The following is a 21720-nucleotide window of genomic DNA, read 5'->3' as shown; positions in this document are numbered from 1 at the left end:
CCCTCAGTTTATCCACCCGGATATTGACATCGTCATAAAAATACTCATCGAAAGTACGGCCTGAGGCTTTCCCATAGCGCAGCATAATATGGGCAAGATACGATTCTTACTACATCGAAAGATGGTCGGTCTTTGAAACGTGATAATCATTTCAAAGCCCGCCTTAAAATATAAGATCAGTATTCCAATCGGCCAGACTCTAATAAGTCCAATTTTCCCTCTACTGCAATGTCCTTTACCTGTCCTATATTCTGTAAAGTGACGACATGCCCCGGCAGGATGCGCACCGTATCGTTTTGGGTGGGAATGCGCCCGCAAGTCCAAGTAGAACGAGTATGCCAGTCGCCCGACGTTTGGCTTTCAATAACAGGGCCACACGATTCTCTCAAAGTCAAGAGTGGATCACCAAGAATGAGTTCAGTATCTATATAGCCCGTATAATGCCTGAAAGCATCACTGATTGTCTCCCCTTTTGACATGTTGTCGAATACTCCATTTCTATCGAATTCCGGCGCCAGCGCGCTCCTTCCGTTGATGGTAAATGCAAAAAGCAAATCGCTGTACGCATGGGCGGCCAGTACGTTCCCGGTTTCCAGATACTTATTGGCCAGGTATCCGGCATGTCGAAAGTTGCCCACGTCACACGAATGAAAATTGATAATCTGCGTGTTGAGCGCGGGCAGCGGAGTAATGTCTGTTTCGGTAATTCCAAAACTGTGATAACTGCTTGACCCGTGGCCATTGTAGGTAAGGATTTCATAGGAGTTGTCCCGTAACTTCTGAATATAATCGTCTTTCCACAGCTGGTCGTAGCCCGAAAAAGAATTGTTTTTTACACGACCGAATTTTACCGAGTCTGCTGCGTACCAACGATCATTCTGCTCCGCTAAATTCATGGTTTCAACGTCACTTGTAAAACCATCGGTGATCAGAACTTTTTTGTCAAATCCGAATTCGTAATTTTTGTATCGGTGCAGTTTATCAAAGTAAGCCAAAATCCGATTCGTGCTCGTCTGACGGTCGTACGAGATGTCAGGTACCAGCATTCCCATAGAAATGGCTCCACCGGTCTGTTGAAATACTGCATTCAATTTTTCAGTTTCAGAACGATCATAAAGACTTGGGGTCCTTGGTGAAACAAATTCACCTGAATTAGCATCGAACTGATAGGCATTATACCGGGGAAAGGTGTAGTAGGTAAAGGACTGGAGCGAATAACGGTTGACTATTTGATTGTTTGTATCATAGATTACAGTAGCGATTGGCACAACGGCGTTTCGACCTATAAAAAACAAGTAAGCCAAATCATTATCCAGGTAGTCGCGCTTTACATTCTCATACAGGGCGATTTTCTCGGCCAGGGAGGTACCTATGTAATAGTACCCGAAAACAACGCTCGTGTCGGTCAGGTTGACGTCTCGCGAATAGGTTTGCAATGCCTGGCTGATTGCCGCATTGTCTCTCCATTCCTGATCAACCACAAACAAAAGTTTCTTTTTTCTTCCGATGGGAGCCGGGGCAGTCGTTATTGTAGAGAAAAGCTCGATGCTATTATTGCTTATATCCCCTTGAAGATTCACGATCGCGCGCATGGGATACCTCGTATTGGCCTGTAAGCCGTCGACTGTATACGTGATTTCCTTGGTATCGTAATTTATTGATTTGGGGGATAGCCAATTACTTGAAAAACCAAGTGGTGTGCCTGAGGAACTAAAATCATGGAATAAGTCTATGACGACCATCGTTACCCGATTGATATCAAAAGTTTCCAGGAACCGGATACGTACATCAACCGAGCTGTAAGGTCTATCAACGTTGGGAGTAGTGGTCAGTATAATGTCCTCGACTGCTTCCCGAAGTCGATTTTTTGATTTAATGGATTCAGGTGCTAGGCTATAAGTGTAAGAAACAGAATCCATCTCTATACGGTAGGTTATGTCCTGCCCGGCACAGGTATCGATCAGTAACGAGCAGAGAGTACAGAGTAGTAATATTTTTACGCTTACTGACATGGTCGGCTATCGTTGGGGAATAAACTGATTTTCCATTGTAAATATATATAATAGACTTGTTGCAATAGTGATTAACAACTAGTTAGTAAGATAAAAATTCCATAGGCCGGCGCAAATACCAATCGCTGATTCGTAGAGAAGTACCTTACGGGTTCGTAAGCGATCACTCAAATACCGAAATCTCTTCATTCCACCGATAGCCTGCTCGACATAGACACGTTCCGAGGATTTGCCCCGATTACTTTCTTTCTGCACCTCAGTCAACTTGCCCTTCCTGGGCTTCTTTTCAGGGATGCTAATCTGCTCACATTCATAGTCTTTGACTATCCCCTGGTAGCCCAAGTCAACCCTTACCCGTAAATCTTTGAACCAGGGTTCCCCGGCCGGGAATTCTACTTTGAGCTGAGTGTAATCGTGCGATTTCCCGACCCAGCATTTACTTAAAAAATGAATGTACCGATCGGTGGTGGCCATAATCATGGCCTTGACGGTGTGAGCTTTTTTTGCCACTGTACATCATCTTTTGGTAGTCTGAGTCACCCGGCCGCTGTGTACGTTGTTCGGTGGCATCGATCAGGATGGCACCCTTGTCCTGGAAGTGTTCCTTGAACTCCTCGGCGCTGTCAAAACTACGCTTGGGGACATGGCCTGAGGCCGCCAAGGTATGGCCCAGTACGGTTATACCGATGTCCTGATTTCGCTTGGCGGTCGAGCCGTCCATGCCGGTAGTGAAACCTAAGAGATCGTACGAAAGCCCTGATTTCAACGAAAATAAGGTAAACAGTAATAAATCCGTGTAGGTGCTCAATGCAGGTAGTTCAGGACACTCGGACTGCCTGAGTTCAATGCCCCTGCCGTAAATTTGTTCATGGGACTGCTCGAACCAAACCAATAATTTGGAAAAACGTTTCTGATCCAAACCGGTAGCTGAGCGCCACTGTCGGTCTGTTTTTAAAGCTGTAATTGAGAGATTCATAAATCAAATTTAAGCCTTTGCAACAAGTCTATTATTAATTTTTGTTGATATAGCGAATCATTCTACCTTTTAAGAGAAGATATAATAGGAATATTTACAAAGGATATTCTTCGTCATGTTACAAGAGTAGAGTCTTATCGGAAGAAACAAGAATTCGCTAGTCAGAGAAGTGCCCGACTACTCCCTCAGCTTATCCACCCGAATATTGACATCGTCATAAAAATACTCATCGAAAGTACGGCCAGAGGCCTTCCCGTAGCGTAGCACGACGTACACTAGCCAAATTATCAGCAGTGGCGAAAATATGAAAAGCAGCGTACCGACACCCGCCTGGCCGACAGCGATTAAGACTACAAACAATAAAAGGTAGGCTGTGGAAAATACTGCGGCGAAAGTGGGATTTTTCAACATGATTTCATAGGTTAATCGGTTCAGTTTTATATCGTAAAACCTGTACCCAACTGTTTTGTTCTATAAAAAAGAGGGGCACCTTTCTAAAAGGCGCCCCTCTTTTTTCAATAAATCAACTTACTCAATAGTTAGGATTTTGCTTTAAAGTAGCTTTCCCACCTACCTGTGAGTTGACGATTTCCTGCAGCGGAAGTGGGTAGTACTCGTGCTTGCCTTTGATAAAATTGACCCCATTGAAATAGGTACGCTTGGCCTTCTCGACGGCATAGTAGGCATTCATGACCTGATCGGCGATACCCCAGCGGGCCAGGTCGAAGAAACGGTGTCCTTCCATACCCAGTTCCAGGCGCGACTCGAAGCGGACGGCGGTGCGGGCGTTGGCGGCGGTACTGAAGGCCGGATCGGCATCGGCGTAGGGCTTGATGACGTAGTTGGCGGCGGGTTTTCCGTCGGCCGTCTTTACGAAGCCATCCGGGTTGGCCGCCCGGTTGCGTATCATGTTCACCAGGTCGCGGGCGCGCGTCAGATTGCCCAGCTCTACCTCGGCTTCAGCCAGCATCAACAGAACGTGCGCGTAGCGTATCATGCGGTAGTTGTTGGCGTTGAGGCGCGGGTTGCCCGAAAAAGTAAGGCTACCTACATCCGAACGGTACATCACATGCTTGCGAGGTGAGTAAGGACCGCCGTACGACTGATCGCGGACATACGCCTTACCGGGATGTACCCCCCAATCCAAGAACGGAATGCCCCGGCGGCCCACCGTATGGTCGAGGCGCGGGTCAAATTCACCCTGATCGGGCGTAAAGGCCTGGTTGGACTCGATGCCCTGGTCGTTTTTGACATCAGAGGTATTGAACGATTCGGGCATCGGCAGGCCATTCTGGGTCTTGAAGGCATTCACCAGATTTTGGGAAGGCTGGTAGAAACCGCAGCAGGTCGTCACGCCCCCGCCCCCGTAAGGGTAGTTGAGGGTAGCTCCCTGATTGCCGTTTTCACCGCCCGGCGCACCATCATTGACCGAATGCTGTACTTCAAAAATCGACTCGGCGTTGTTGTTGGTTGCCGTACGGAAGTTGTCATGGTAGCGATCCATCAACTTGTAGCGGCCGCTGTTCACGATGGCGTCAAACTGCGCCTTGGCTTCGGCCCATTTACGCTGATAAAGGTACGCCTTGCCCAGCAGAGCGGCAGCCGCCCACTTGGTAGGGCGGCCCTTCTGCGTCTGGGTTTCGGGTAGGTTGTCCAGCGCAAACTTCAAATCGGCTTCGATGTTGGGCCAGATGTCCTTGTCATTGGGTACTTTAGTACTGCTCAGATCGTCAGGATTGTAAACCGTTTCGTCGATGTAGGGTACCATGTTCCACATTTTCTTAGCCTCAAAGTGGTAATGTCCGCGCAGGAAACGAGCCTGAGCCTTGATTTGCGTTTTCTCGGTGTCGGTTAGCTGAGTTACCTGATCCACCAGCAGCATCACGTCGTTCGAACGCGCAATGCCATCGTATACCGCCTGCCACTTGCCCCGAAAGTAGGTGTTGTCAGGCTGGATTTGCCGCTGCTCGATCAGGGACATCTCGGGCTGGTCGCCGGCAATGGTACCTTTGTAGGCATCATCGGAAGCGATGCTGCCGTATACGAAGTTGTCGGCCGAACTATGGTAGGTCGTATTGCCCGCCCCTACGCCATCAAGAAGGGAATAGGCACCCGTAAGCAGGTAGTTGATGCCCGCCCGGTCTTTGAGGGTTTCGGACGAAAGCGCGGCTTTGGGCCTTGTTTCCAGAAAATCATCACTGCACGAAGTAGCGAGGGCCAGCACGAGCAGACTTGTGAAATAGGTTATTTTTTTCATTTGAGAATATCAGTTTGAAGTATTTTGTACAATCCGATTAAAACCCGAGGCTCAGCCCCACCAGGGTCGCCCGATACGCTGGGTAAGCGCCTTCATCCACCCCGATCTGCTTGTCCTGGTCGGTGCCGCTCGAGCTACGCAGGTTAATTTCGGGGTCCAGTCCGGTGTACTTGGTGAATGTGAACCAGTTTTGTCCCTGGATGTACACCGATGCCTTGCCCAGACCTAACCGCGACAGGAATTTTCCGGGGACGGTATAGGTGAGTTGGATGTTTTTCACACGCAGATAGGAGCCATCCTCTAGGTAGTAGGTAGAAGGCTGGACGGAAATTACGTCGTTGGAGCGCAGCAGAGGTAGCTTAGGATTGGCTTTGCCCGGTTCCCATGACTCGTAACGCATCCGTGTGCTGCGGTTGCCCGCGAAGGTCGGGAAGTCGGTCCAGTACCGTACGTAGTTGAAAATCTGGTTGCCCTGCACACCCTGACCGAACATATCTAATCGGAAGGCCTTGTAGGTAGCACTGATATTGAGACCGTAGGTGAAATCAGGGTGGGGGCTGCCGATGATAGAGCGGTCAGACGCATTGATAATGCCATCGCCGTTGACGTCGCGGAAGCGGAAATTCCCGGCCTTGTTGTTGGCTCCACCACCAAACTGAACGGGCAGGCTTTTACCTTCCTCGTCAGAATTGATGAAGCCGTCAATGGTATAGCCAAAGAATGAACCAATCGGATAGCCCGCTTGAGTCACACTCATGGGAGGCAGGCGCGTGGTGAAGCCAAAGTACTGTGTAGCGGGGTCGCCCGTCAAATTGATAACCTCGTTGCGATACGTAGCAATATTGGCTCCCACCGAATAGGTGAAATCCTTGCCCGCGCTGCCGTTATAGTTCAGGCCGAGTTCGACACCCTTGTTGCGCATGGAGCCGATATTTTGGAAGGGTACGGTAGCCGTACCCTGCGTACGCTGTACGTCAGGCCGGAACAGCATGTCGGTGGTCTTGCGGTCGAACCAGTCGAAATTAACGTCCAGGCGACCTTTCAAAACAACGGCGTCGAAACCGAAGTCAGTAGAAGTCGTGGTCTCCCATTTGGCGTTAGGATTGGCAAATTGGGTACGGTCGTAGCCCTGCACGGCCGAAGTATTGACACCGCTCAGGTCATAGAAGTTCTGGGCGGCATTGGTGCCATAGATACCAAAGCGGTTATAGTTACCGATTTCCTGGTTACCCGTTTGGCCCCAGGCCGCGCGGAGTTTGAAATCGTCCAGCCAGCTTACGCCACTCATGAATGATTCGTTGGACAACCGCCATCCGGCCGACACAGCCGGGAAATACGCCACACGGTAGGCTTCGGCAAAGCGAGATGAACGGTCACGGCGCACGGTCAGGTCGATCAGGTATTTGTCGTCTAGTGAGAAGTTGGCTTTGGCAAATTCGGAAGCTAGCCGCCAGTCCGACGCCGTACCTGAATTGACCGAAGTACCGGGGTTACCGGCGTCAAGGAAGCGGTTGTCGATGTCATCCGAAGCGAAGCGCTGCCGGCGACCCGTGAATTGTTCGAAGAAACTCTTGATGGATTCGGTACCCACCACGATATTCATGTTCAGGTGGTCATTGAAGAAATTCTTCTTGTACGTCAGCGTGTTGTACCAGGTCCAGGTCCACTCGTAGTTGTTGGTCTGGTTTAGCTCGTTGGCTCCGGCATTCTCCGACGATTCCAAATCCACGGCGCGGTAGCTGCGAATATTGTACAGGTTGTAGTCCACCCCGAACTGGGTACGGGCCGTCAGGTCTTTCAAAATGTCCACCTCGGCGTAGGCATTACCAAAAATGCGCATATTACGACCTACATTGTCCTTGTTACGCCAGAGTTCGGCGATCGGATTGCGGGAATTGTCCAGATCAGTACCCGATGTTCCCGCATAGTTGCCCATAATGTCTTTCACCGGAATGATGGGCTGAATGCGGTAAGCAAAGGAAATAGGATTCGATTCGCTCTGGTTGCCGTTCGTCTGTCCCACGCGCTCGTCCAGTGCTACCTGGAAGTTTTCGCCCACGCGCACCCGCTTGGTTACGTTGAATTCCGTATTGGCCCGGATCGAATAACGCTTGTAGTACGTGTATTGCATGATTCCCTTCTGATCGAACAAGTTGAGCGACATGGCGTAACGTCCGTTCTCGTTGCCGCCCGATACCCCCAGCTGATGGTTCTGAATGGGAGCCGGGTTGAACATCTCGTCAAACCAGTCGGTGCCCTGTTTGTTGGCTTTAGTGATCAGATAGCGCGTGCTGGGATTAAAGGGGTCGAAGACATACTTGCTGGGATCGGCGCGCGGATCGCCTTCCGAAACTCCGGCGGGAATGATGTAATCCGGGATGACCGGCGTGGCGCCTTTGCCAAACTGCGCGTTGCTGGGGTAGATCAGACCGGTTTGGCCCGCGTTCGGGGTAGCTACTCCGTTCACCAGTGTGTTGAGAGCATTGATCCGGGACGTCCATAGCAGATCGGCATATTCCTGCGTGTTGGTCAAGTCCAGGCCCCGCCAGGCACTCTGGGTACCATAATACATATCGTAGGTAAGGGTAGGCTTGCCGATTTTTCCTTTCTTGGTGGTAATGATGACGACTCCATTTCCGGCCCGCGCCCCGTAGATGGAGGCCGCTGAAGCATCTTTCAACACCTGCATGGACTCGATGTCATTCAGGTTCAGGGAATTCAGGTTGCCTTTGGTAGGGGTACCATCGATCACATACAGAGGAGAGTTATCGTTGATGGTACCGAAGCCCCGTATACGTACCATCACCCCACCCCTGGCGAGTTGTCATTGGATACGTTCACGCCTGCTACCCGGCCTTGCATGGCCTGCGCCAGGTTGCTGGCGGGGACCGCCAAAGCCTGCTTGACATCAATGGAAGCCACGGCCCCGGTAATGTCCCGCTTGTTTTGGGTACCGTAGCCTGTCACGACCACCTCGCTCAGGCTCTTTACATCGTCATCCAGCGACACGTTGATCGTGCTCTGATTCCCCACGGTTATTTCTTTTTTCATGAAGCCAATAGACGAAATCACCAGAACACTGTTTTCGCCCGGTACATTGATGGCAAATTGCCCGTCGGCGTCCGTAACCGTACCGACAGTAGTTCCCCTGACCTGCACGTTGACACCGGGCAGGCCCTGGCCGTCGGTCGAGGTGGTTACTTTGCCGGTAAGGCGACGTTCCTGTGCCTGCGCCAAAAAGCTACTCATCGTGAGCAGCAGAAGTACAGCCCAGCGGGCTGTGATTTGTACACCTTGTTTCATAGAGGCGTTGTTGGGTTTAAGTAAATGGATTGATTGAATTGGTATGCTTAATCAGCACACGAAAGTATATATTGTGTCGGATTCTAACTACGTTTTTCAAAAAAAATAATCGTCATATATTCATATTTTTTAGTCATACTTTGCAAAAAGCCCCAATGCGTTAAAATTTGGCAGATTTAAGTGAGAAATATACTCGTTAACCTGCTAGAAGTTAAGAAGTAACGACTGGCTTAGGTACCCAATAATGGTTTATACCGAATGGGTTTTATTATATATTCAACTTAAAATAATTCAATAATTTAAGTTGAAAAGTGAAGTTGATGAAATCGAGCGAGACATCCCTTAAAAGAAGCAAGACGATGAGCGAAAATGAGTAGGGATTTTGGTATGGTTTCGGCCTTGAGAAGCGGCCAAAACCACTGCTTCCCTGGTAAGACGCGCATCCAAAGTAAGAAGTGTGCATGCGGACAGATGCTGCCGATGCCTATATTTGTAATCTGTATAAGAAAGTCATATCAAAATCAATTATGATAAAACCCATTTCAATTGTAGCTTCAGCCACCGTGCTGGTCTTCAGTATCTGTCCATTCTCCTTTGCTCAGAGCGACCAGGCTTCCACCAAAGCCGGAACGTTGCCTCCCGTGGAAAACAATGAGAAAAACTCGCCCGAGTATAAACCCGCCTTTACGAATCAGACCCGTGCCGCGGGTATCAAAACCTCCAGTGAATATGAAGGGAAGGTATTGACCGAGGATCTGAAATCGCCCTGGGCTATCACCAGCCTGCCCGACGGTCGTCTCATCCTGACCGAAAAAGCCGGCAACCTGCGTATTGTGACCCAGGAGGGCAAGCTGAGCGATCCTATTATGGGCTTGCCCGAAGTTCACTTTAAAGGGCAGGGAGGGCTGCTTGGCATTGCTCTGGATCCAAAGTTTAAAAGCAACCGGATGGTATACTGGGCGTTTTCCGAACCCACGGATGACGGAAACCTGACGGCTGTGGCCAAGGGAAAACTCTCGGCAGACGAAAAGAAAATTGAAGGTGCCACAGTGATTTACCGAGCTACTCCCTACTATAAGGGCAATCTGCACTTTGGTGGACGTGTCCTTTTCGATCGTCAGGGCAACCTGATCCTCAGCACGGGCGAACGGTCCGATTTGGTTACGCGGCCTCAGGCGCAATCGCTGGAATCAGGCCTGGGTAAGGTGATCCGGATTACGACCGACGGGCAACCTGTGAAAGGCAACCCTTTTGCCGGTAAAGAGAGCGCCCGGCCCGAACTGTACTCGTACGGACATCGCAACGTGCAGGGGCTGGCGATCCATCCCGTAACGGGCGATCTGTGGGAGAATGAGTTTGGTCCCCGGGGGGGCGACGAACTGAACCGCGTGGAGGCTGGTAAAAACTATGGCTGGCCCACCATTACCTACGGAATCGAATATAGCGGGAAAAAAGTGGGCGATGCCATCCAGCAGAAGGCGGGCCTCGAACAACCCGTCTACTACTGGGACCCTTCGGTATCGCCCAGTGGCATGACTTTCTATACCGGCAATCAGATTCCTGAATGGAAGAATAATCTCTTCATAGGTACCCTGAGCGGCATGCATATCGCCCGGCTGGTGTTGGACAAGAATAACCGCGTCATTGGCGAGGAGCGTCTGTTGGCCGACCAAACCCAACGGTTCCGCGACATAACTCAGGGCCAGGACGGCGCCCTGTATGCCGTGACCGACCAGGGGCGTTTATACCGGATCGGTAAGAAATAGTAGCGGCAGCCAGACAAGCTGTAAACTTCAAAGAGGAAGCTCCACGCTGGGGCTTCCTCTTTGTTTTTGAGGCACTTTTCCTGACGTTTAAAGTAATGGTCAAAGTAAGCATCCGGAAACTCGACCCTCTGGCTCGAGAATGCTTTACCCTACATGTCAATTCATCCATTAAATGCGATCAGGAAGCGACCTGTTATTGGAATAGTATTTTTAGAAGTTTTTAGGGTAGGTGAGTCGATTGGGAAAGAATTCAATGGCCATCCTAGTAGCTGCTCAAGAAAGTATCAGGCTGAGCGGAATGGCCTTCGAACCCGAGTCGACTGTAGGTTTTATTCACTAATCCATCAACGGCATGAAAGACTTCGTGGTAAAGAAAAAAGTGACGATCAACGCGGAACCGGCAGCGGTCTGGGATGCGCTGACAAATCCTGAAAAGACAAAGAAATATTTTTTCAATTGCAAAGTCTTTTCCGATTGGAAGGTAGGCAGTCCCATCACCTTTAAGGGGAAAATATTTCTGATAAAAAAGATAGAGTTTCATGGCAAAATTCTGGAAGTAGTGCCCGGAAAGCTTTTGAAATATAACCTGACCAATGACAATAGCAAGGGTACCTCCAGCATTTCAGTTGTAACGGATGAGCTGACTTATGAAGATGGAAAAACCACATTATCGGTATCAGATAACGTAGGGGGAGGGGAAGGTGCGGAAGACCGTTATAAAAAGTCCGTGAAAGGGTGGGACAAGGTACTTAAAGGCTTAAAAGAAGTAGTAGAAAGCGGAAAGTAAAGGTACCTGATTTTGGTAAAAGCAAGGCTGGGCGCTTACGTGAGAACGCAGACTCTCATTGACTCCAACCATTGGTCAGGGTACCTCGAAGCTTCAATCTTTTGCCTTCTTCCACCGCAGCATTCTTCTTGGAATTCCGGGCAGTAGCCAACTTTACTTATTTTGGGAAGAACCTACCGGCCTATTCATTAAGGTCGCTTTGGGTGGCGGAGGCGGGGTACCTTGGCCAACCAATGAATCACGTACTGAAGCAGGCAGGCCCTGCGGAATTTGGTTTTTATGCACGGGCTCATTCGTTTGCGTAGTGTAGCCAATCGACATCTCCTGCCCGTTATGAATGAAGGTACTCCGGCGACCCCGCTTGTCCGTTTCCCATTTTTCTCCCAACACCCCCATGTAGCTTGAGCGGGAATCCTTTTCTGTATCCTGGCCGCCGATAGCCTCCATCGTAGTGAAGTTTGTCAGGCTCGAATACGGAAAATTAGTTGCAGGGTACGTTTCAGTCTGAGCGCTCGTTTCTTCGCGCACAGCCTGCGCCCGCACGCCCGTTGCGGTAAGGGCCAAGAGGCAGGCCAACAGGATTTTTGGATGTTTCATAGCGTATGCTTCTACAATATGCCGCTGGGGGGTGGAATCCCTCACCAGTAGGCAGTAACTCTCTATTTCGTACTTATAAGTACAGTTCGATCAGTATAATATTTTTTCAAAAAGTAAACTATACTTGTCATTTTGATTACTATACTGTACTTTTGTAAAGTAAAATAAACTTATGTTATCATGAACAAGCTACCTAAATATCTAGGCCTGGTATTAATTGTAATGGGAATTGTGGCGTTTTTTATCAATAACGCTCCGGGTTCAGAAATCCCTTTACTGGTAGGATTGTTTATTGTGTTTGTAAGCAAAGAGAAAATTGATGATGAGCGGGTAAAAATCTTAAAGTCTTCATCTGCCTACATCGCCCTGGTTTTGGGATATGGCCTGAAGCTTATCAGTACCAACCTTTATTCGCACCAGGTGTTTTCCTTTCAACTCGTTGAAATAAATCATTTCCTCATACTGGTATTTGCTTTGGCAATCAGTATCTATTACCTACGATTATACCTTTCTTGGGAATAACTGCTTGAAAATGAAAAACTATCTGAAAGTTGAACGTGCAAAACAGAACATTACCCAAGCAGAATTGGCAGAAAAAGTAGGTGTTTCAAGGCAAACGATCAATTCCATCGAGATTGGAAAATTTGTACCATCAACGGCGCTCGCTTTAAAAATCGCTTTCAAATTCAATACTACTGTAAATGATATTTTTATACTGGAAGATACGGATTGGAATTGATGCAGCGTATCGGCGGGTGGAAGCACCCGCCGATATCTTATAAGATCAGTCGGTACCCGTTCCGCCAGCCGCGTTCACCGTGGAGTAAAGCGCATTAAACACTAACTTCAAAGTGCCGTGGGACTGCGCCCGGAAGGTAATTTCCGGCCCGAAGGCATAGAGCTTACCGGCTCCTACCTTGGCTTCAAAGCCCGTGACGCCTCCTTCCAGATAGGACTGTCCCCACGCCCAGCCGCTGCGGAGCGGGGTAGCGCTATCGAACCAGAGTAAAGGCTTGATGGTACCCTGGGCTAGCGCATCGGGTGCCACAGTAAACACCGGACTGTTATCAAAATATACATCGGTCTGCGATGGCATGCCCCAGGCGACGGCCCGCGTGGAATCTACGCTCACGCGCAGAATGCTGCCCGGGATGTAGTACTTTTCACTGGGCAGGCGGCGGTCTTTGCCATCGCCCGTTATTTCCACCAGTGTGTTGCGTACGGGTAGCTTCAGGTGGTAGGCCAAATTGGTACTGCTGCCGATAGTCAGTACGGTACCCCCTGCCTCCATGAATTTTTTGAGCGCTGCCACCGACGTGTCTGCCGATATTTTCCCCAGTTGGTCGCGGTACTCTTGCGGGATTTCTTTGGCGTTAGGTTCCCGGCGGCTATAACCCCGCCCGCCCGTTTCGCCCGCTGGTGCAGGAATGGCCCCCGATACAAAAAGGAGTACGTCGAACTTCTTGCGCAATTCGCCCGCGTCGATTGTCGGAGCATACACCACTTCTACCGGAAAGTGGAATTGTTCACTCAGCCAGCGCACCCAGCCCGAGGGCATGGAGCCGCCGTAGGTATCCCATAAGCCCACCCGAAGCGGACTCACCTTGGCGAGGGGAGCCGTAGGACGCTGCGCTACTCCTTTGACGTCGATGCCCAACTCGTTGGACGATTTTCCCAGCATGGCTCTGGCCTGCTCGCCCGCCGGTACAAAGAAGGCACCTACCTCAAGGTCCGACGGTTCGGTGGTGCGGAATACGTCTACGTTCGCTTTTAGGAGGTCATTCACGGCAGTGAACGAGTCATTGGCCTCAGGATTTAGGAGGTACCCTGCCACCGGATTTACAGTTTCAAGGGTACCCATCGGATGTTGCAATTCGCCATAGGGCAGAGCCTGGAACGGGCCTTTAAAATCGTCCAGAATGCGGTCGAACTCGACGCCCATCTGGTAGGCGAGTGTCCAGCCGGCCGCATCGTAGGGACGTACCGGAGGACCGCCCGGATATTGGAAATCGTTGGGGTGATCCTGCGGCTCGAACATATCCATCACGTGCGGGCGGAAGGCCTGCGCGGTTTTGACGACGTAGGTACCCTTGGGATATTTCTTTTTACCCACCATAAAATCCGCCGTAGCTACATGGACTTGCACCCCTGATTTGATGAGGGCGTTGACGAACTTCGTCGCCGTAGGAAAGTCCGATTGGCTGGCTGAAAGAACATAGGCCCGTGGGTCGCGCAGGGTAGGATCGGTCATAACCGAGTCGTAGTAGGCCTTGGTGAGCTTGGTTTTGCTGTTTTTCTTTTTCGCAGCTTCATAAGCATCTTCGATTTCCTTGATACGCTTGGGAGAAAGCGCCCAGGTATCTTTCTGTCCCCGTTCGATGGCGTTTTTGCCCATGCGGTAAATATTATACAGCAGTTCGTCGCGGTAGCGGGAGGCGTAATCGAGCACGGCGTAGTTCAGCGATACCGAGTAGTCGATCGACTGCCGGAAGTGCCATAGCTGGGGCGTAATCGGGAACGTCTGAGAGCCGTTGGGAATCAGTCGCTGAGGTACCAGGGGAATGGTGTCGGGGGTAGGACTGCCGATGATTTCGGTCAGGATACCGATCATGTTGTGAAAGTAGGGAGCGGTGCGCAGGCCACCGTTCCACCAGGTACTGTACACCGAGCCCGCCCGTTGGGTATAGCCGGGCTTGCCTTCGGCGTTGAGGCGGTTATTCATGGCCGCGCCCACGGCATCCAGGCTGGTGATAATCATGGGATCATAGACATAATTGAACGGGTCGCGGTAGGGGGGGCCGGCAACCACCGAACCCGCCGGGCCGGATTGGTGGTGGTTGTAGACAATCTGCGGAATCCACTCCACGTACAGTTGCTTGCCGATATTCCAAGATTCCTTCATGTTCATCATAAAGAAATCGCGGTTGTTGTCGTGGCCGATGTATTTCTGATACAAGCGGGGCAGGAAATCGGTACTTTTCTTGTCGTCTTTTTTCTCCCGCATGTACCATGTACTCACCAGTTCCTGCCCGTCGGGATTGGCGTGGGCCAGCAAAATGATGGTCTGATCCAGAATACGCATCGTTTCGGGATCCTGACGGCTGATGAGCTGGTAGGAAGTTTCGATGAGTTGGTGAGCGCCCACGGTTTCAGTGGCATGCAGGCCGCCGTCGATCCACACCACGGCTTTTCCTTCTTTGGACAAAGCCCGGGCCTGCTCATCGGTTAGGTCCTGCGCACGGCCCAAGCGCTGGGAGATGGATTTGTATTTTGCCAGATTTTTCAGATTCTCGGGCGAAGACACCACCAGCATGTACTGATGCCGACCTTCTTCGGTAAAGCCCATGTCTACCAGGTTGGCGCGGGGCGAAGCGGCGGCAAGTTTTTTGAAGTAGGCTTCCGTTTGCACATAGGTAGCCAGATGGTAGTCGTCGCCGATGGCAAAGCCAAAGTGTTCCTTGGGGGTAGGGATTTTCTGGGCCTGGGTAGCCTGAATCAGGGTCAGGGCGATCAGACCCAGAACGTAAAACCGGAGACGGGTAAAATAGGTCAAATGCATATTCGGTTTAGTTAGGTTAAATATTGTTGCTTTATCAACCAAACAAATATAGTAATCCCGCAGGCACGGCGGTGATTTCTTTTCTGTTTTCGGGTAATTTATACGGCGAACTCGTCTTATTAATACAGAAGAATCTAACCATCATAACTAAATCAAGCTCTCACGGAGCCAAAGAGCCCTATGAAACAACATGAAAACCGCCGGAAATTTCTCGTCAGCTCGGTACAATCCGCCGCGGGCCTGATGATGCTACCTTTGGCCAGTCAGGCCGGAAACGGAACGACCCTAGCAGAAATCCCGACTGAAAAGCCGTTGCAGCCCGTAGCGCCACGAATCAAGTTCTCCGTAATCGGCATGAACCACGGACATATTTACGGGCAGGTGGGAGCCGTGCAGCGGGGCGGCGGCGAGCTGGTGTCTTACTACGCCAAGGAAGATGATCTGGCCGCGGATTTTGGCAAGCGCTTCCCGCAGGCCAAACGAGCCGGCAGCGAGCAGGAAATCCTCGACGACAAATCCATTCAGTTGGTGCTCAGCTCAGGTATTCCGATCGACCGGGCGCCGCTGGGTATCCGGGTGATGAAGAGCGGCAAAGACTACATGTCCGACAAACCCGGCATCACTACATTGGCCCAACTGGCCGAAGTCCGCAAGGTTCAGAAAGCTACGGGGCGGATTTATTCCATCATGTACAGCGAACGCTTCGAGAATAAAGCCACCGTCAAAGCGGGCGAGCTGGTCAAGGCGGGTGCCATCGGTAAAGTAATCCAGACGATTGGACTGGGCCCGCACCGTATGAACCCCAAAACCCGGCCCGAGTGGTTTTTTGAACTCGACCAGTACGGCGGCATCATCTGCGACATCGGTTCCCACCAGTTCGACCAGTTCCTGTACTTCACTGGCTCCACCGAGGCCGATGTGGTGGCTTCGGAAGTGGGCAATGTGGCGCATCCACAGTACCCGGGCCTCCAGGATTTTGGCGACGTGATGGTACGTGGCAACGGCGGCATGGGCTACGTCCGGGTCGACTGGTTCACACCTGATGGCCTGAAAAGCTGGGGCGATGGCCGCCTGACGATCCTGGGTACCGAGGGCTTCATCGAGATTCGCAAAAATGTGGATATTAGCGGCGCTCCCGGCGGCAACCACCTGTTCCTGGTCAATCAGAAAGAAACGATCACGGTAGATACCAAAGATGTAGACTTGCCTTATGGGCGACTACTGATAGACGATATTCTGAACCGCACCGAAACCGCCATGACGCAGGAGCATTGTTTCCTGGCGACCGAGCTGGCGTTAAAGGCTCAGGCCAAGGCGGAGAAGATTAAGCTGAAACTGGCGTGAAGAAGTTGTTGAATTGTTTTTTGTGTATTTGTTTTTTGATTTAAAAAGCCTCTGGCCGCAATTCATTGTGGTCAGAGGCTTTACTATTCTATTGACAGTTTAAATATCCAAATAAGGTACCCTCCGTACCACATCAGGATGCTTCCAGTGCTTTACGGGCGTACTCCACGCATTTGGCGGTTTCTTTGACAGCATCCGATCCAGCGGGAATGGGGTATTCGAGCTCGATGGTAGCGGGGAATTTGTATTTTTTGTCACGAATCAGCTGCAGGGCCTCCACAATGGGCGTATCGCCCTCGCCCCATACTACATTCTCGCCGCCGTTGGCTTTGTTTTTCCGATCTTTGGTGTGCATACTCACGATATGCTGGTGCTTGTCGGTGATCAGCGGAATGGGATCATGGCCGGCTGCCACGTAGTGACCCATGTCAAAGTTCATCGCGTTGTATTTAGACTGCGCCAGGGCTTGGTCCCAAATCGTGTAAGTTTGTTGCAAATGGCCGTGGTAGCCGATGTATATTTTGTTTTTGGCCGCAATATCACCCAGCCGCTTGCTTTGCGCCGGATCGGTGGGAATCTCGACCGTAGCATGTGTGGCTCCCAGCGCTTTGGCAGCCCGGCAGGCGTAATCCACCTCGGCGTCGGTGTTGTTAGCTCCCAGGGCACTAGGCTTGTAGGCATAGATGCTCACCCCCGCTTTGTTGTACATCTTTTTAAGCTGCTCGAACTTATCCATGGAGACGGACGCGCGCCAGGCGGCCATCTTCTGCGCGGCCTCGGCCCGCTCGGCTTTCTGTTGGTCAGTCAACTGGCCGCGCACGAACGCGGGTGCCTCCGGTGCCCCGGCAAACGACTCGGCCGTGGGGCCCATGAGTTCGATGGCACTGATGTTACATTCCTGGCAGTAGCGCAGGATATCCTCGGCACTGCCGGGCATACTGCGCCAGGAATACGTGATGGCACCTACCTGTACGCCATTGAAAACGGAATTGGGCTTGCCCAGATTTTTGATGTAGGCAGGTACCCCGAACGTGTCATGGACCAATAGCGCCGCACCACCCACGGCCAGCGAAGCACGGGTCAGAAATTGCCTTCTTGAAAGTTCTTTATCGTTCATAATTGAAAATTGAATAGCAGATGTACGAAGAAATATTTCAAACAAAAGACCGGGCAGTGATGGACTTAACCAAATTGACCCAAATTATTTATCCGAATACTGTTTTCGGTTTGCTTAAAAGTACCTCGTTACATATTTATTAAAAATTTTTATAAAAATAAATATTTGAAAATCAGATATTTGACTTTATTATTATGGAATTCAAGGTGGCTTTTACTTCCTATTGATCCATTTTGGGGTTAACTTCGTTCAGACTACTTCATAAAATAACTCAACCCCGTTATCCAAGAGTATGAGGACGATTCTTCTGTTTGTACTTACTTTTTTCTCGCTTTTGCCCGATGTTTCGGCGCAGACTACCTTCTATTTCTCGGAAGGCCTGGTGGCGGGTCCTTTTCACCAGTATGGCCGCGAAGCCATTTACAAAGACGAACTGGCCTATGCCCTGAATACCAACGCCCTGACTTCCCCGCAGGACGGGGGTACCTTCTCCACCCTGGATCAAAAAGAGATTACCTGGAAGGCGATGAAGGCTGACAGTATGCACCGCTTCCGGAGCCGGGACATGGGCAATGGGTACCTGTACCTGACCTACACCACCAAAAAAGCGCAGACCGCCCTGTTGAACGTAACCGGCAACGACATGGTGTACGTCAACGGCGTGCCGCACGGGGGCGATATCTACCGCTACGGCTGGATGGATATTCCTGTGGTTCTGAAAAAAGGGAAAAATGAATTTTACGTCCGCGTGGGCCGCTTCGGTTCGTACGGCGGGATTGTGGCCAAGCTTGATTTTCCCGAAAAGCCCGTGTACCTCAACACCGCCGACCTGACCATGCCGCACGTGGTACCTACCCTGCAAAATGACTCGCTGTGGGTCGGCCTAGTGGTGGTCAACACCTCTTCCAAGCCACTAACCGATCTGACGATTATCTCCGATGTAATGGGAAATAAGATGTCGGTCGAGGTACCTGCTGTCCCCGCTCTCAGCACCCGTAAGGTAGGGGTGCTTCTGAACGGAAGTAAAGCCACGAACATCGGCAAGCAAACGGTAAACCTCTCGCTGCTGCAAAGCGGAAAAATGCTGGATACGAAATCTATAGAATTGGAAACCATCGCGACCGGCAAGCAGTACAGCCGTACCTTTGTCAGCGACATTGACGGCACGGTGCAGTACTATTCCGTAGCCCCGCAGCTCAATCCCAAGCCTGGTGTGGCACCCGCTTTGTTTTTCTCAGTGCATGGGGCCGAAGTGCAAGCCATCAACCAGGCGCGGGCTTACAAGCCCAAAGATTGGGGCGTGCTGGTGGCGCCTACCAACCGTCGTCCGCGCGGCTTCAACTGGGAGGACTGGGGTCGGCTCGACGCCCTGGAAGTGCTGGCGATTGCGAAGAAAAATTATTCGCCCGATCCCGAGAAGATCTACCTCACGGGCCACTCGATGGGCGGACACGGTACCTGGTTCCTGGGCGCGACTTACCCCGGCAACTGGGCGGCCATTGCGCCCTGCGCGGGGTACCCTACCTTGTCGTCCTACGGCTCGCACGACGGCATGATTCCCGACAGTGCGTCGTCGCCCATGGAAGCGATGTTGCTGCGGGCCAGTAACCCGAGCAATGTGCTGGCGCTGGTACAAAACTACAAACCGCTGGGTGTGTACATCAACCACGGCGACGCCGACCGGACGGTTTCGGTGGAATACGCCCGGCAGATGAAGAAGCTACTGGCCGGTTTTCACCCCGACTTCAGCTACTATGAGTACCCCGGCGGCAGCCACTGGTACGGCGACATCAGCGTCGACTGGCCGCCTTTGTTCGATTTTTTCAGCTGGCATACCCTCGCCAAAGACACGGCCACTGCGGCCAATCACGTGGATTTTACCACGGCCAATCCCGGTGTTTCCGGACGAATGAAATGGGCGACCATTCACCAGCAGCAGGAACCGTTGCGTTTCAGTCGCATTGTCCTGGATCGGGATCAGGCCAAAAACCGCATTACGGGTACCACCCAGAATGTTGCTACGCTGTCCCTGGATTTGGGCGCTTTTGCACCGGGAACGGAAGTCAAGATCCAACTGGATAGCGTGGCCGAGGTACCTTATAGCGTGAAAAGTCCGAACGAAACGATTTTTCTGAAAAAAGAAGATACCTGGAAAGTAGCAGGCAAACCCGATGCGCGCCAGAAAGGTACCCGGCGCTCAGGTACCCTCAAGGAACCCTTCAACCACCGGATGGTATTCGTATACGCCACCGGCGGCAGCGCCGCCGAAAAGGCCTGGGCGCTGGACAAAGCCAAATTCGACATGGAGTCGTGGTACTACCGGGGCAATGGGGCCGTGGATCTGATTGCCGATACGGAATTCGACCCGCAAAGGTACCCCGACCGGGGCGTGGTGCTGTACGGCAATGCCACCAACAACGCGGCCTGGCCGAAACTACTGGCCGACTGTCCCATTCAGGTAGCCAATGGTACCCTCACGGTAGGTACCCGTACCTTCTCCGGCAACAATCTCGCCGCCTATTTCGTGTGGCCCCGGCAGGATAGTGAAGTAGCTTCGGTAGCGGTAGTAAGTGGCACGGGTCTGATAGGCATGCAGGCTGCCAACGCCAATCAGTATTTCAGCGGCGGCAGTGGTTTTCCCGATTTCATGATTTTTACCAATGACATGCTGCGGAGTGGCGTGACGGGCGTCAAGATGGCGGGTTTTTACAATAACGACTGGTCTTTGAAGGAAAGTGAAACGGTGGTGAGTCAGTAGCTTCGCCCCAACCTCGTCAACCAATCAATCGGCTGTCGTACGGCCCGATTGTAAAAAAATGAAGCAAAGACTAGTTTATAAAAAGCGAGCTACCACAAAGTCGAAGCTACAAGCTCGCTATGAGAAACTCCTGAAAGACATCGGCGAGAGCCAGTCTTTGCACCATACCCTCGAGCAGGGGTTGCGGGAGGTGGTACCTCGCATTCAAAGCGAATTGCGGCCGCTGATCGGCAGGCGGGATGAGCTGCTGCGGAGCCGGTTGCTACGGCTGGATGAACTGGCCGACGAACTGGGCATTGGCAAGTACGACCGGCCATGGTTCGATGGGTACATGGCCGACCAGGCCAGCGAACTGCTGAAAAAGAATGGCTATGGCGATGAGATACTGAAAGAGCTGTTTGAAAAATACGCCGGGGAGCCGCTACTTTCCGATGAGAAGAATTTGGCCCCGATAGCCCGACAGCTCAAAGATGAGTTGGGGATCGACATGGACCTGCGCGAGATGGTTGACAAGGGCGTGGATACCTTCGTGAAGGAACACAGCGAGGAGATTCGGAAAAAAATGCTTGAAAAGTGGGAAACCGGGCAGGCCGAGGATTTGAAAAACTTTGAGCCCGACGCCCCACTGCAAGTGGACAAACAGCAGCAGGCCCTGCTACAGGATGCCAGGGCGATCTACCTGCGGCTGGTGAAGAAGTACCATCCCGACCGCGAAACGGACGAAGCCGCCAAAATCCAGAAGACCGAGCTGATCCAGCGCGTGACGAAAGCCTACCAGGAAAACGACTTCCTGGCGTTGCTGAAATTACAGATCGAGTACCTCGAAGAAGAGGAAGCCGATGCTTTTTGGCTAGCTGAGGACATGCTCAAACGGTACAATAAGATCCTGCAAAAACAGCTGAACGAGATCAGGAAAGAAGTCGATTTTCTGAAACATAGCAGCATGGGTTTGCGCGAGGAATTTTTTGACCAAACCCATGCGTTCAGTGAGCGCAAATTCAAGAATTTTAAGAAAAAACTACGGGCAGAAATCACAATGATCCAGGCCGATCTCAACGATTCGCGCAAGCACCAGAAAAGTTGGTTCAAGGACTGGACTCCGGAAATAAAAGCCTACCAACAGGATGCCAGGTTGCAGAACGCATCCCCGCAACCCTTCGATATCTAATTAATTCATGTTGCGTAAGCTACTGAGGAGCTAAAAAAAGCTAACGTCCATTAGCTATCAGCCATTAGCTTTTTTC

At 51.3% G+C, this 21720-nt stretch carries 17 protein-coding genes; 7 read left to right on the top strand and 10 right to left on the bottom strand.

Annotated elements, in window-relative coordinates; genetic code table 11:
• Positions 1–176 precede the first annotated feature (176 nt).
• The 7 genes from GBK04_RS08450 to GBK04_RS30455 all read right to left on the bottom strand — a co-directional run bounded on the left by GBK04_RS08450 (position 177) and on the right by GBK04_RS30455 (position 8548).
• Entirely contained in the window at positions 177–1592 is a 1416-nt protein-coding gene (locus GBK04_RS08450; RefSeq protein ID WP_152758596.1) for a hypothetical protein, read from the bottom strand.
• A gap of 498 nt (positions 1593–2090) precedes the next feature.
• Positions 2091–2486: a transposase family protein gene (locus GBK04_RS08445; RefSeq protein ID WP_373330828.1), complete on the bottom strand. Its 396-nt coding sequence runs from the start codon at positions 2484–2486 to the stop codon at positions 2091–2093.
• On the bottom strand, positions 2449–2988 hold the full coding sequence (locus tag GBK04_RS08440; protein WP_152758592.1) for a hypothetical protein: 540 nt from the start codon (positions 2986–2988) through the stop codon (positions 2449–2451). The genes GBK04_RS08445 and GBK04_RS08440 overlap by 38 nt, the downstream gene beginning before the upstream one ends.
• A 177-nt stretch (positions 2989–3165) precedes the next feature.
• Positions 3166–3399 (bottom strand): hypothetical protein, encoded by a 234-nt coding sequence (locus tag GBK04_RS08435; RefSeq protein ID WP_152758590.1) that lies wholly within the window; start codon positions 3397–3399, stop codon positions 3166–3168.
• A gap of 121 nt (positions 3400–3520) precedes the next feature.
• Positions 3521–5245 (bottom strand): RagB/SusD family nutrient uptake outer membrane protein, encoded by a 1725-nt coding sequence (locus GBK04_RS08430; protein ID WP_152758588.1) that lies wholly within the window; start codon positions 5243–5245, stop codon positions 3521–3523.
• A 37-nt stretch (positions 5246–5282) separates the two neighbouring features.
• On the bottom strand, positions 5283–8048 hold the full coding sequence (locus tag GBK04_RS08425; RefSeq protein WP_373330827.1) for a SusC/RagA family TonB-linked outer membrane protein: 2766 nt from the start codon (positions 8046–8048) through the stop codon (positions 5283–5285).
• Positions 8048–8548, bottom strand: coding sequence for a carboxypeptidase-like regulatory domain-containing protein (locus tag GBK04_RS30455; RefSeq protein WP_373330826.1), 501 nt, complete (start codon positions 8546–8548; stop codon positions 8048–8050). The genes GBK04_RS08425 and GBK04_RS30455 overlap by 1 nt, the downstream gene beginning before the upstream one ends.
• Positions 8549–9075: 527 nt before the next feature.
• On the opposite strand from GBK04_RS30455, the gene GBK04_RS08420 reads away from it, so the two are divergent.
• Positions 9076–10314, top strand: a complete 1239-nt coding sequence (locus GBK04_RS08420) for a PQQ-dependent sugar dehydrogenase (RefSeq protein WP_152758586.1) — start codon at positions 9076–9078, stop codon at positions 10312–10314.
• 352 nt (positions 10315–10666) lie between these two features.
• On the top strand, positions 10667–11101 hold the full coding sequence (locus GBK04_RS08415; protein WP_152758584.1) for an SRPBCC family protein: 435 nt from the start codon (positions 10667–10669) through the stop codon (positions 11099–11101).
• A gap of 153 nt (positions 11102–11254) precedes the next feature.
• On the opposite strand, the gene GBK04_RS08410 is transcribed toward GBK04_RS08415, so the two are convergent.
• On the bottom strand, positions 11255–11698 hold the full coding sequence (locus tag GBK04_RS08410) for a hypothetical protein (protein ID WP_152758582.1): 444 nt from the start codon (positions 11696–11698) through the stop codon (positions 11255–11257).
• A 180-nt stretch (positions 11699–11878) separates the two neighbouring features.
• Between GBK04_RS08410 and GBK04_RS08405 the strand changes: the two genes are divergently transcribed.
• Positions 11879–12220: a hypothetical protein gene (locus GBK04_RS08405; RefSeq protein WP_152758580.1), complete on the top strand. Its 342-nt coding sequence runs from the start codon at positions 11879–11881 to the stop codon at positions 12218–12220.
• 10 nt (positions 12221–12230) lie between these two features.
• Positions 12231–12437, top strand: a complete 207-nt coding sequence (locus GBK04_RS08400; protein WP_152758578.1) for a helix-turn-helix transcriptional regulator — start codon at positions 12231–12233, stop codon at positions 12435–12437.
• Between the two features lie 45 nt (positions 12438–12482).
• On the opposite strand, the gene GBK04_RS08395 is transcribed toward GBK04_RS08400, so the two are convergent.
• Positions 12483–15257, bottom strand: a complete 2775-nt coding sequence (locus GBK04_RS08395; RefSeq protein ID WP_152758576.1) for a M14 family metallopeptidase — start codon at positions 15255–15257, stop codon at positions 12483–12485.
• Between the two features lie 180 nt (positions 15258–15437).
• Here GBK04_RS08395 and GBK04_RS08390 point away from each other — a divergent pair, with 180 nt between their 5' ends.
• A complete protein-coding gene (locus GBK04_RS08390) occupies positions 15438–16601 on the top strand; it encodes a Gfo/Idh/MocA family protein (protein WP_152758574.1) in 1164 nt (387 codons plus the stop codon).
• A gap of 133 nt (positions 16602–16734) precedes the next feature.
• On the opposite strand, the gene GBK04_RS08385 is transcribed toward GBK04_RS08390, so the two are convergent.
• Positions 16735–17718 (bottom strand): sugar phosphate isomerase/epimerase family protein, encoded by a 984-nt coding sequence (locus tag GBK04_RS08385; protein WP_152758572.1) that lies wholly within the window; start codon positions 17716–17718, stop codon positions 16735–16737.
• A gap of 292 nt (positions 17719–18010) precedes the next feature.
• On the opposite strand from GBK04_RS08385, the gene GBK04_RS08380 reads away from it, so the two are divergent.
• Positions 18011–20476, top strand: a complete 2466-nt coding sequence (locus GBK04_RS08380; RefSeq protein ID WP_152758570.1) for a carboxylesterase family protein — start codon at positions 18011–18013, stop codon at positions 20474–20476.
• Between the two features lie 58 nt (positions 20477–20534).
• Complete coding sequence (locus GBK04_RS08375) at positions 20535–21644, top strand: J domain-containing protein (RefSeq protein WP_152758568.1); 1110 nt, start codon at positions 20535–20537, stop codon at positions 21642–21644.
• The last annotated feature ends 76 nt before the right edge of the window (positions 21645–21720 follow it).

Origin of the sequence: Salmonirosea aquatica (assembly GCF_009296315.1) — a bacterium.
Lineage (GTDB): Bacteria > Bacteroidota > Bacteroidia > Cytophagales > Spirosomataceae > Salmonirosea > Salmonirosea aquatica.
Note: the sequence above shows the minus strand (reverse complement) of the source record. Positions and strands in the feature narration are given on the sequence as shown.